This is a genomic window from Streptomyces sp. Xyl84 (genome assembly GCF_059731885.1).
Genome location: NZ_AP029183.1, coordinates 1,323,574 through 1,335,219 on the forward strand (window position 1 = coordinate 1,323,574; position 11,646 = coordinate 1,335,219).

The 11,646-nt window shown below is 73.5% G+C and carries 11 protein-coding genes; 8 read left to right on the forward strand and 3 right to left on the reverse strand.

Annotated elements, in window-relative coordinates:
* Positions 1 to 296 precede the first annotated feature (296 nt).
* The 8 genes from AC6I72_RS37185 to AC6I72_RS37220 all read left to right on the forward strand — a co-directional run bounded on the left by AC6I72_RS37185 (position 297) and on the right by AC6I72_RS37220 (position 9,117).
* Positions 297 to 1,700: a KamA family radical SAM protein gene (locus AC6I72_RS37185; protein WP_498006168.1), complete on the forward strand. Its 1,404-nt coding sequence runs from the start codon at positions 297 to 299 to the stop codon at positions 1,698 to 1,700.
* The gene (locus tag AC6I72_RS37190; RefSeq protein WP_498006169.1) at positions 1,697 to 3,409 is read left to right on the forward strand and encodes a class I adenylate-forming enzyme family protein; all 1,713 of its coding nucleotides are present in this window, start codon (positions 1,697 to 1,699) and stop codon (positions 3,407 to 3,409) included. Before AC6I72_RS37185 ends, AC6I72_RS37190 begins: the two co-directional genes overlap by 4 nt.
* A 296-nt stretch (positions 3,410 to 3,705) precedes the next feature.
* On the forward strand, positions 3,706 to 4,983 hold the full coding sequence (locus AC6I72_RS37195) for an MFS transporter (protein ID WP_498006171.1): 1,278 nt from the start codon (positions 3,706 to 3,708) through the stop codon (positions 4,981 to 4,983).
* Between the two features lie 15 nt (positions 4,984 to 4,998).
* The gene (locus AC6I72_RS37200; RefSeq protein WP_498006172.1) at positions 4,999 to 6,480 is read left to right on the forward strand and encodes an amino acid adenylation domain-containing protein; all 1,482 of its coding nucleotides are present in this window, start codon (positions 4,999 to 5,001) and stop codon (positions 6,478 to 6,480) included.
* Between the two features lie 25 nt (positions 6,481 to 6,505).
* The gene (locus AC6I72_RS37205; RefSeq protein ID WP_498006174.1) at positions 6,506 to 6,745 is read left to right on the forward strand and encodes an acyl carrier protein; all 240 of its coding nucleotides are present in this window, start codon (positions 6,506 to 6,508) and stop codon (positions 6,743 to 6,745) included.
* Positions 6,742 to 8,067, forward strand: a complete 1,326-nt coding sequence (locus AC6I72_RS37210) for a flavin monoamine oxidase family protein (RefSeq protein WP_498006176.1) — start codon at positions 6,742 to 6,744, stop codon at positions 8,065 to 8,067. Before AC6I72_RS37205 ends, AC6I72_RS37210 begins: the two co-directional genes overlap by 4 nt.
* 31 nt (positions 8,068 to 8,098) lie before the next feature.
* The gene (gene paaI, locus AC6I72_RS37215; RefSeq protein WP_498006177.1) at positions 8,099 to 8,518 is read left to right on the forward strand and encodes a hydroxyphenylacetyl-CoA thioesterase PaaI; all 420 of its coding nucleotides are present in this window, start codon (positions 8,099 to 8,101) and stop codon (positions 8,516 to 8,518) included.
* A 5-nt stretch (positions 8,519 to 8,523) separates the two neighbouring features.
* Complete coding sequence (locus AC6I72_RS37220; RefSeq protein ID WP_498006179.1) at positions 8,524 to 9,117, forward strand: TIGR03086 family metal-binding protein; 594 nt, start codon at positions 8,524 to 8,526, stop codon at positions 9,115 to 9,117.
* Between the two features lie 301 nt (positions 9,118 to 9,418).
* Here the strand turns inward: AC6I72_RS37220 and AC6I72_RS37225 are convergent, their stop codons facing one another.
* From AC6I72_RS37225 to AC6I72_RS37235, 3 genes are all read right to left on the reverse strand, one after another.
* Positions 9,419 to 10,336, reverse strand: coding sequence for a LysR family transcriptional regulator (locus tag AC6I72_RS37225; protein ID WP_498006181.1), 918 nt, complete (start codon positions 10,334 to 10,336; stop codon positions 9,419 to 9,421).
* 210 nt (positions 10,337 to 10,546) lie between these two features.
* Positions 10,547 to 10,699 carry a hypothetical protein gene (locus AC6I72_RS37230; RefSeq protein ID WP_498006183.1) on the reverse strand — a complete coding sequence of 51 codons (153 nt, stop codon included), beginning with the start codon at positions 10,697 to 10,699 and terminating at the stop codon, positions 10,547 to 10,549.
* 197 nt (positions 10,700 to 10,896) lie between these two features.
* Entirely contained in the window at positions 10,897 to 11,433 is a 537-nt protein-coding gene (locus tag AC6I72_RS37235; protein WP_498006185.1) for a hypothetical protein, read from the reverse strand.
* Positions 11,434 to 11,646: the final 213 nt, after the last annotated feature.

Sequence of the window (11,646 nt, forward strand, 5' to 3'; positions counted from 1 at the left end):
CCGTCCCGGGAAGGACCGGTATACGACAGCCGTCCGCTCCCGCGGGGAAGATGAACACGCCGTGAACCCCCCGCCGGCAGCCGTCCCCTCTCACCTGCATCGAGTTGCACGACGCATCGATCGATGCGGATTCCGCGCTTGATCGCCCCTTGAGCCTGGGTGAGGATCTTGTCAGCGGCAGGACATATGCCTGATTCAACGGGGGGCGTTCCGCCTTGCATGGGCGACTTCACGGCACACGGGCGAATCCACGGCTCCCTGATTGGGCTCTCCACCCTTATTCCCCTGGGGGAAGCATGCCTCACCAGCCCTATGCCTATCGACGCAGAGAACTGACCGAACCGGACTGGCGCCGGATTCCCGGATGGCGCGAGGTCACCCCGGAGCAATGGCGCGACCCGCAGTGGCAGCGTGTGCACTGCGTCAAGAACGTGCGGCAACTGGAAGCGGTCTACGGCGATCTGCTCTCCGGCGACTTCTACCGTGATCTGGAGCGTGACCAGGCGGAGCGGGCCACGATGTCCCTCCTCCTGCCTCCCTACGTGCTGAGCATGATGGTGCCGGACGACGTCCCGGGCACCGAGGCGATGTACGCGGACCCCGTGCGCCGGCACATGATGCCGGTGCTCTCCGACCGCGATCCCGAGTGGCCGTCCCACCCGTACGCGTCCCGGGACTCGCTGCACGAGGCCGAGATGTGGACGGCGGAGGGCCTGACCCACCGCTACCCCACCAAGGTACTGGCGGAACTGGTGTCCACCTGCCCCCAGTACTGCGGCCATTGCACGCGAATGGACCTGGTGGGGAATTCCACCCCGCAGATCTCCAAAATGAGGTTCTCGGCCAAACAGCCGGACCGCTATGCGGCGATGCTGGATTATCTCCGCCGTACTCCCACCGTGCGTGATGTGGTGGTGTCCGGCGGGGATGTGGCCAACGTTCCCTGGCCGCGTCTGGAGTCCTTCGTCTCGGCGCTCCTGGAACTGGAGCACATACGCGACATCCGGCTGGCGTCGAAGGCGCTGATGGACCTTCCGCAGCACTGGCTCTCCGACGAGGCCCGCCGCACCGTGAGCACCCTCGCCGAGACGGCCCGCAAGCGCGGAGTGAGCCTGGCCGTGCACACGCACGTCAACAGCGCCCAGCAGGTCACCCAGCTCAATGCCGAGGCGGCCCGCACACTGTTCGACCTCGGAGTGCGCGACGTGCGCAACCAGGGCGTGCTGATGCGCGGGGTGAACGACACCTCGCAGCGGCTGCTCGACCTGTGCTTCGCGCTGCTCGACGGCGCGGGAGTGATGCCGTACTACTTCTACCTCTGCGACATGACCCCCAACGCCGAGCACTGGCGGGTGTCGCTGGGCGAGGCCCAGCAGTTGCAGCAGGCGATCATGGGGTACCTGCCCGGGTTCGCGACGCCGCGGCTGGTGTGCGACGTGCCGTTCGTCGGCAAGCGCTGGGTGCACCAGGTCGACCACTACGACCGCGAGCGCGGCATCTCGTACTGGACCAAGAACTACCTGACCTCGATCGAGCAGGACGACCCGTACGCGCTCGCGAGGACGCACGAGTACTACGACCCGATCCAGACGCTCAGGCCCGAAGGGCAGCAGTGGTGGCGCCGGCACGGCCGGTCCCCGGCGGGGACCGCGGCCGCCGGCCGGCCTTCCGTCGCCGTCGCCCAGGGGGAGGCCCAGTGACCGGGAACAGCCCCGTCGCCCCCCTGTCCGTGCGCGAGAAGTTCATGACCGACCCCGACCTGGGTGCCGGCAACTTCCTGGAGCACGCGCTGCGGCACAACCCCAACCTGGACGCGCCGCTGGTGTACGACCACCGCCTGGACGCGCGCGGTCACGTCGTGCTGCGCGGGTACAGCCTGCGGGAGCTGGCCGCGATCCGCGACCAGTACGCCCGCTGGTACTGGACCAACGGGGTCCGGCCGGGCGAACCGGTGGCGCTGTACATCGCCGAGGGACTCCAGCCGATCCTGCACTTCCTGGCGCTGACCTCGCTCGGCGCGATCCCCGCGCTCGTCAACGACGCGATGCCGGTCACCACGGCCCGGCGCTATCTCGACCATGTGGGCGTGACCGGGGTGGTGGCCGACGACCCGCGCCCGATCGGCGCGACCTACCGGCCGGGCCGGCCGCGCCCCCGGTTCATCGTGCCCAGCGCCGAGGTACGCGCCCATGACCCCGGCTCCGGCTCGCTGCCCGACCCGTACCCGTACCGGCACGCGGCCGACGAGGTGGTCGCGCTCATCCACTCCTCGGGCACCACCGGCACCCCGAAGTCGACGCAGGTGGCGCACCACCAGTTCTGGGTCGGCAAGGAGGCCCGGATGGTGCGCTTCCCGGCCGAGCCGTACGACCGGCTGCTGTCGCTGATGCCGCACACGCACGCGGGCGGTCTCAGCTATCTGCTGACCACCATCCTGCTCGGACTGCCGACGCTGACCATGGCCGACTGGCGGCGCAGCGCGGTGGAACCGGTGATGGAGGTCTTCCAGCCGACCATGGTCGCCTCCTTCCCGCGCACGTTCGTGGAACTGGCCACCGGCGAGCTGCCGGTGAAGGGGGCCGCGAAGGTGCACACCTGGTTCAACACCGGGGACAGCGCGCACTACGGGCACATCCGGAGGCTGGTGAGCCTCGGCGAGCGGCCGGTGGGGCTGATCCAGCCGTGGCTGCTGCCGAAGGGGGACGCCGGGGCCACGTCCCTGCCCGGGTCCCGCTACATCGACGGGCTCGGCTCCTCCGAGATGGGCATGGCGCTCTTCGGCCAGGTCACCACGCCGGAGTCGGAACGCGACGACCGCTGTGTCGGGATGCCCGTCGAGGTGGTGGAGAAGGCGGCGGTGCTGGACGACGACGGCAACGAGGTGCCCGACGGCACCGTGGGCCTCCTCGGCGTGAAGACACCGACCCGCACCCCGGGCTACTGGAACGACCCCGCGCTGACCGCGAGCAGTGAGCTGGCCGGCTACTGGCTGACCGGTGACGTGGCGGTACGCAGGCCCGACGGCCGCTTCTACCACCTGGACCGGACCGCGGACGTGATCCACACGGCCGGCGGTCCGGTGCACAGCCTGCCGCTGGAGGAGGTGCTGATCGCCGATCTGGCCGACGTCGTCCAGGACTGCGCGGTGATCGGGGTGCCCGCGCCCTCCGGTGAGGGTCAACTGCCCCTCGCGGTGGTCCGGTTGCAGGCGGACAGCCCGCTCAGCGACCCGGCGGGGATACGCGAGGCCGCCAACCGGGAGCTGACGGCCGCCGGGCTGCACCCGCTGGCGGCGGTGTCCGTGGCCCGCGGCGGCGACGACTATCCCACGGGTCCGACCGGCAAGGTCCTCAAGCGCGAGCTGCGTACGCGCCACGCCTCGGCCCTGGTCACCGGTCCGGCGGGCTGAAGGAGGCGGGTGCACGGAGTGGACGCGGCAGCAGGCGGAGGGACAGCAGTGACACACGACGAACGGCCCGGGCCGGCGGCGGTCGTACGGACGGGGCGCACGCCTCGGGTACGTGAGGCGGCCGGCGTACCTGCGGGGCGCACGCCTCGGGTACGCGGGATGGCCGGCGTACCTGCGGGGTGCCCGCGCCGGGTACGTGAGGCGGCCGGCGTGCGGGCGGGGTGCCCGCGCCGGGCACGGGCGACGGCGCTCGTACAGGCAGGGCGCACGCGGCGGGCACGGGAGGTGGCCGCCGTATGAGCGGGACGCACCGCAGGGCCGGACTCTCCCGGCCGTTCGCCTTCTGGCTGATCGCCACCGTCCAGTGCCTGCTGCTGTTCGCGTCGAGCGCACCCTCGCCGCTGTACGCCGTCTACCAGGGTCAGTGGCACTTCTCCGCGGGCATGCTCACCGCGATCTTCGCGATGTACGCGCTCACACTCCTCGCGGCGCTGCTGGTGGTGGGCAAGCTGTCCGACCACATCGGCCGCCGCAAGGTCCTGGGCGCCGCCCTGGTCGTGGAGGTGGTGAGCATGCTGCTGTTCATCACCGCCGACGGGGTCGGGCCGCTGCTCGCCGCGCGTGCCGCCCAGGGCCTCGCCACCGGCGCGGCGACCGGGGCGACCAGCTCCGCGCTGCTCGACCTGCAACCACCGCACCGGCCGCGGCTGGGCCCGCTGGTCAACAGCCTGGCGCCGATCGCCGGCCTGGCGCTCGGCGCCCTGGGCTCCGGACTCCTCGTGGAGTACGCGCCCGCGCCGAAGGTCCTGGTCTACGCGCTGCTGCTGGCGGCGTTCGCGCTCGCCGCGCTCGTCACCCCGCTGCTGCCGGAGACCTCCCCCGGGCGGCCCGGCGCGGCCGCGTCGCTGGTACCGCGCCTCGCGGTGCCGCGCCGGATCCGGCCGCTGTTCCTCACCGTGGCCCCCTCCCTCGTCGCGGTCTGGGCGGTGGGCGGACTGTACATGTCGCTCGGCCCGTCCATCGCGGCCCACACCCTCCGCCTCGGCGGCCATCTGGTCGGCGGACTCGTCATCTTCGCCCAGACCGGGTCGGGCGCCGTCGGCGCGCTGGTGCGCCGCGGCAAGCCGCCGCGCACCACCATGACCCTCGGCTTCGCGGCCTTCCTCATCGGCATCGGCACCACCCTCGGCGCCCTGGTCGTACCCTCCCCGGCGCTGTTCTTCGCCGGCATCGTGATCGCCGGCTACGGCTTCGGCACCGGCTTCCTCGGCGCCTTCCAGACGATCGCGCCGCTGGCCGAGCCCGACGAACGCGCCGGGCTCATGGCCGGCATGTACGTCGTGTGCTACCTCGGCTTCAGCGTGCCCGCCGTGATCGCTGGGCTCGCCGTGCAGCGCTACGGGCTCGGCCCGACCACCACCGTGTACAGCGTCGCGGTGATGGCCCTGGCCGTCGTGGCCTGCACGGGTCTCCTCGTCCAGGGACGCGCGGAGAAGCAGGCGGCCACCGCACCCCACGGCGGCCTGCCGCCCGCGCCGCAGCCCGCCCGCGCCGCCGACGCCGACCACCTCTGACCCCCGGAGACCCTCATGCCCGAGACCTTCCCGGACGTCCTGCGGCGCTTCTGGCGGACCGCCGGCCTGCACCTGCGGTCCGTCGCCGTCGTCGACGCCGCCGGATCCACGACCTACGCCGCCCTGCGCGACCGCGCCGCCCAGGTGGCCACCGCCCTCGGCCCCCGGCCCGGCACGGTCGGCGTGCTCACCGACCGCGGTGCGGGCACCGTCGCCGCACTCCTCGGCGTCCTCGCCGCCGGCGGCACCTACTGCCCCATCGACCCGGCCTTCACCGCCGAGCGCAAGAAGGAGCTGGCCGAGACGGCGGCGATACGGACCGTGCTCACCACGCGCCCGGACCCGGAACCCTTCGGCCCGCCCGTCCTCGGCCCCGGACTCCCGGATGCGGACGGCTCCTTCGAACCCCTGCCGCCCGCCCCGGACGACCCGGCCTACGTGCTGTTCACCTCCGGATCGACCGGACGGCCCAAGCCGGTGGTGACCCCCCGCGCGGCCGTCGCCGCCGCCGTCCACTCCCTCGCCGAGCTGCTCGAAGTGGGCCCCGGCGACCGGGTGCTCCAGTTCGCCTCGCTGAACTGGGACACCTCCTTCGAGGAGATCCTGCCCACCCTGACCCGCGGCGCGACCCTGGTCTTCGACGCCGACGCCCACAGCGGCTCCCTGCCCCGGTTCCTGCGCATGCTCGACCGCCTCCGCGTCAGCGTCCTCGACCTGCCCACCGCCTTCTGGCACGAACTGGTCCACCACCTCACGGAGGACGGCGGCACCGCCCTGCCCGAGAGCGTCCGCACGGTCGTCATCGGCGGCGAGGCGACCAGCAGGGCCCGGCTCGGCAACTGGCGCACCCTGCCCGGCACCGACCGGATCCGGCTCGTCAACACCTACGGCTGCACCGAGACCACCCTCGTCACCCACGCCGGCGACCTGCACGGCCCGCACTCCCGGGCGCCCGAGGACGGCTCCGCCCCGATCGGCCGCGCCCTGCCGCACGTACGGGAGCGGATCGGCGAGGACGGCGAACTCCTCGTCGGCGGGCCCGCCCTCGCCCTCGGCTACCTCGGCCTGCCGGAGGCCACCGCCGAACGCTTCCCCGTCCTCGACGGCGTCCGCCACTTCCGCACCGGCGACCGGGTCAGGCGCGACGAGAGGGGCGAACTGCACCACGAGGGACGGCTCGACGACCAGATCAAGGTCCGCGGCATCCGCGTCGACCCGGCCGAGGTGGAGGCCCATCTGTGCGCCCACCCCGGCGTCGCCTCCGCCGCCGCCACCGGTGTCGCCGCCGGCGACCACACCGTGGTGGTCGCCTACGTGACGGCCGGCCGCCCGGACGACGGCACCGATCTCGCCGCCGAACTCCGCGCCCACCTGCGCCGGCACAGCCCCGGCCACCTGCGGCCCCACCGCATCACCGTGGTGCCGGAACTCGTCCACACCCCGAGCGGCAAGGTCGACCGCCGCCGCACCCACCACCGCTACACCACCGGCGCCTGAGCCGGCGAACCCGAGGAGAACACACATGTCCGCCCCACAGGCCAGCACCGTCGACCAGGTGATAGGGATCTACCGCCGGGTCCTGGAGACGGACGACGTCACCGCCGACTCCGACTTCTTCGACGCGGGCGGGGACTCCCTGCTCGCCACCCGGGTGATCAGCGCCATCGCCCGTGACCTCGGCCCCGAACTGACCATCGACACCTTCCTCGACGCCCCCACGCCCCGGGCCGTGGCCGAGCTGATTGCGAGCGTGAGCGCGTGAGCACCCTCATCGTCGGAGCAGGACTCGCCGGACTCACCGCCGCCACCGAACTCGCCGCCCACGGACGGCAGGTGACGGTACTGGAGGCCCGGGACCGGGTGGGCGGCCGTACCCACGGCATCGAGGTGGCCCCGGGCCAGTGGGCGGACGCCGGAGCCGCCTACCTCGGCGAACGGCACACCGAGCTGAAGGCCCTCATCACCGGGCTCGGCCTGGCCACCGTGCCCACCACCACCGACGGACAGAGCCGGTTCTCCGTCGGCGGCGGCCCGCAGGGCCGCGACGGCCGGTTCCCGCCGCTGAGCGCGGTCGCCCTCGGGCAGCTCTTCGACGCCCTGGACGAGGTGACCCGCACGGTGCGCGCCGACGCGCCCTGGCTCACCCCCGACGCCGGGCACCTGGACCGGATCAGCGCCGCGGAATGGATCGGGCAGCGCGTCGACCACCCCGACGCCCGGCTGTTCTTCCCGCTGTTCCTGGGCGAGATGATGGCCGCCGACCCGGCCGACGTGTCCGTCCTGCACATGGCCTTCTACCTCAAGTCCGGAGGCGGCATCCGCTTCCTCAACGCCTTCGCCGGCGGCGCTCAGGAGGACCGGGTCGACGGCGGCGCCCACCGCCTGAGCGAACTGCTCGCCGCCGGACTGGGCGAGGGGGTGCGGCTCGGCGAACCCGTCCGGGTGGTGGAGGAGACCGTATCCGGGGTGCGCGTGCACACCGACCGCGGCGTCCACGAGGCCGGCTCGCTGATCGTCGCCGTACCGCCGCTGCTCGCCGACGCCATCGAGTACCGCCCGGGACTGCCGTCGCGCCGCGCGGCCTCCGCCACCGTCCCCGGCTGCGCCGTCAAGGTGCACCTGGTCTACGAGCGGCCGCTGTGGCGCGAGTACGGGCTGTCCGGCTGGTCGGTCAGCGCCGACGGGCCGCTGCTGTCCACGGTGGACGACTCCCCGTCCGCCGACGGCGTCGGCATCCTCACCGGCTTCGTCACGGGACGCGAGGCCCGCGAGTACGCCGCCCTCGACCCGCGCGAGCAGCGGGAGGCGGCCGTCTCCCAGGCCCGGCGGCTCTTCCCGGAACTGCCCGAGCCCATCGCCCACCACGTCACGGACTGGATCAACGAGGAGTACAGCAGGGGCTGTTACGCCGCGCTGTTCGGCATCGGCGACTGGGCCGCCCTCGGCCCCCACCTCACCACCCCGCACGGCCGTGTCCACTGGGCGGGCACCGAGACCAGCACCGAGTTCTTCGGACTCATGGAGGGCGCCGTCCGTTCCGGCCGGCGGGCGGCGACCGAGGTCCTCAAGGCCTACGATGACTGAGGAGTCGTCACAGACCACTGGGGGCACACAGGTGGACGAAACCCCGCTGGGCCGCGCGGAGGCCATGTACCGCGAGGACCGCACCTGCCAGGACCTCGGCATCACGGTCGACGGCATCGCGGAGGGCACGGCCACCGCCCGCCTGCGTCTCGCCCCCACGATGGTCAACGGCCACGGCACGGCCCACGGCGGCTACCTCTTCCTCCTCGCCGACGTGGCCTTCGCCTACGCCTGCAACACCCGAGGCGCGACCACGGTCGCGCAGGCCGCCCAGGTGACGTTCCTGCGCCCGGCCAGGGCCGGCGACGACCTCGTCGCGGAAGCCGTCGAACGCTCCCGGTCCGGCGCCAACGGCATCTACGACGTCACCGTCCGCCGCAGCGACGGCACGGTGATCGCCGAGTTCCGCGGTCAGAGCCGCTCCCTGCCCAAGCGAGCCGAACAGAGATGAGTGCGATGACTGACATCCGTCCCTTCGACCGCCGGGCACTCGAGGTCACCGAGGCCATCGTCGACCAGGTCAAGCCGGACCAGCTGGGCCTGCCCACGCCCTGCGCGCAGTGGTCGCTGCGGCAGCTGCTGGCCCACATGGCCGGCCAGAACCACGGATTCGCGGCCGCCGCCGACGGCGAGGTGTCCGACGACTCCGTCTGGGCCGACCGGCCGGTGGACGACGACCCGGCGGGCGTCTTCCGCGCCTCCAGCCGCCGGGTCACCGCCGCGTTCGCCCGCGAGGGCGTGCTCGACGGCGAGTTCTGGCTGCCGCAGGTGCGCGGCGGCCAGATGTTCCCCGCGCGCACCGCGATCGGGTTCCACTTCGTCGACTACGTCGTGCACGGCTGGGACGTCGCCGCCACCCTCAGCATCCCCGCCCCCTTCGACGAGGAGACGCTCACGGCCGTACTGCCCTACGCGGAGGAGGTGCCGGACGGACCGAACCGGCGGGCACCGGACGCGTCCTTCCGGCCCGCCCTGCCGGTCCGGGACGGCGGCCCGCTGCTGGACCGCGTCCTCGCGCTGCTGGGCCGCTCACCCAAGTGGCCCGCATAGCCGGGTGACACCGGCCGGACCGGCGGACGGCGCCACGACCGCCCTCCACCGGCCCGGCGGCCGGGCCGTTCCGGCAACCGTCCTTCACCGGCCCGCCAACCGCCTTGCGCCGGTCCGGCGGCCGGTCCCGCAACCACACTTCACCGGCCTGGCGGCCGTCCCGTCCGGCAACCGTCCTTCCCGGCAGCGGTCCTCCGCCGGCCCCGGCCCCCGCGCCCGGCCCGGGACCGTCGCCCCTCCCGGAGGCCGGGCGCCGTGTCCGGCAGCGCGCGGTGCCCGTGTGCCGCACGGCGTCGCCGGGTCACGCCGACCGGTCGAGCAGGACGTCCTTCTCCGCGCCGAGCTGCCGGCCGCAGTAGGCGAGGGCGCGGATGCGCGCGTTCTCCTCGGTGGTGCGCCACACGAGGGCCACCGACGTCGTCGGCAGGTCCCGGATCGGGACGAAGGCGACGTCGGGCTGGGCGTAGTAGCGCGCAACGGACTCGGCGAGCGGTGCGACGCCCTGGCCCGCCGCCGTCAGCGAGAGGATCTCCTGGCAGGTCCGCACCTCCTGCCCGAGCCGCAGCGTACGGCCCGCCGGGGTCACCAGCGGCACCTGGTGGTCACGCCAGTAGCCGGGCGCCGTGTTGGCGAGGCGGAAGACCGTTTCTCCCGCGATGTCCTCGATCCGCACGGAGACGCGGCCGGCCAGCGGGTGGTCCAGCGCCACGGCCAGCACCCGGGGCTCGTGGCCGAGGACCGGACCGACCGTCAGATCCGGCTCGCGGATGGGCAGCCGGGCCACCAGCACGTCCACCTCGCCGCGCCGCAGCGGCCCGAGCAGGTCGACGCAGGGCACCTCGCGCAGGACGATCCGGCACTCGGGGGCGTAGGTGCGCGCGGCCCGGATCAGCTTGGCCGCGTACCCGCCGCCGGCGGCGCCGGTGAAGCCCAGCCGGGTGGTGCCCGCGGTGCCGCGCGACTGGGCGACGGCCTCGCTGTACGCGTCGTTCAACTGCTCGTACAGCGGCCGCAGCCGGTCGATCAGCACCTGTCCCAGGGCGGTCACCCGCACATGCCGGCTGGACCGGTCGAAGAGCTGCCCGCCCACCTTCTGCTCGGCGTCCCGTAACAGGCGGCTGACCCGGGACTGCGAGATGTGGAGTTCGTGGGCCGTCCGGCCGAAGTGAAGCTGCTCGCTGAGGGTGATGAGGCATTCGATCTCACGCAGTTCGAGCACTCCCTGCTCCCCCTAGTTCTCGATGCCACTGTTCATGGATACCTGGTCATATGAACGGAAAGCCATTCTTTCACTGAAGGCTGAGAGCTGACGGGGGCACCGGAGTTCGATGGATCACCGTCCCCGCCGGGTACGGCCTGCGGACCGGAAACGGCGAGCGCGCCCCCGCCGGGCCGGCCGCGCGCTGTCCGACGCCCGGGCCCGGCGGACTCACCCCAGCGGGCCGCCCGTCAGGACGAGGCCGGCGAACTCCGCCGGCTGCGCCCGCACCCGCTCGCGCGGCACCCGGTCCTCTCCGGCCAGGTGCTCGACCAGGCCGGCGCGCGGGGCGGCACCGAGGTCACCGGCCGGCCCGTGGTCCACCGCCGCCCGTCCTGCGGGCAACCGCGCGACCCCACCCCCTCCCGAGGGAGGTCCCGGCAGTGCGCCGCGCTGCCGGCCGGCCTGGATGCGGCCATGGCGCAAGGCGCGGAGGACCGCGTCACCGACACCGCCCAGCGCCTCACCGGCCGGCCCCGGGCACCTGCCGTGCCCTGCCGCACGGGACCGCGAGGCAGGCGTCAGGCGGCGCCGGCCGGGTGTACGCGGAGGTGGTCGCGGGTGACCCTGGTGATCTCGTGCCAGAACGGCACCGCGGTCAGATAGAGCCCCAGAGCGCTGAGGATCCCCAGGGAGACGTCCACACTGACGCGTCCCTGCCTGGCCCAGTAGACGTCCTTGAGGTCGAGCAGCAGGGCGAACTCGTCGGCGATCAGCGCCGAACCCGCGCCGTACAGGGCGCCGATCCCCGGGTGGCCGACATACGCGTCGTCACCGCGGACGGCCACCAGTCCGACACCGGCCAGCGTGGCGATACCGAAGTTGTAGTGGTGCAGGTGGGTCCGGTCGGCGGAGACGTTTCCCCAGGGCAGCCAGCTGCCCCGGATGCCGTGGGTGATCAGCCGTGCCGTGCCGAAGGTGCAGCCGAAGCCGAGCCAGGCCGCCATGAGCGAGCGCTGGGTGGGCACGGTGTGCTCGTGCAGCGCCCGGCGCCAGCGTTTCCGCAGGGGCAGGTGCCCCCGGCGGCCGGAGGGCCGGGACGTGCGCGCTGAGGCCATGCTCGCTCCTGATCGTCGCCCGAGTGACCGGGGACCCGCGCGGACGCGCCCGGACACCGGCCAGACCTACCACCGAGCGGGCGGCCTGAAGCCGGGGCGTCCCCTGGACGGCGCAGTGCGAGGGAACGCCGGCGGGGGCGCCGGCAGTGGCTTCCGGCAGGGACGCCGGCAGTGGCTTCCGGCGGGGACGCGGGCAGCGGGTGCCGGGAGGGA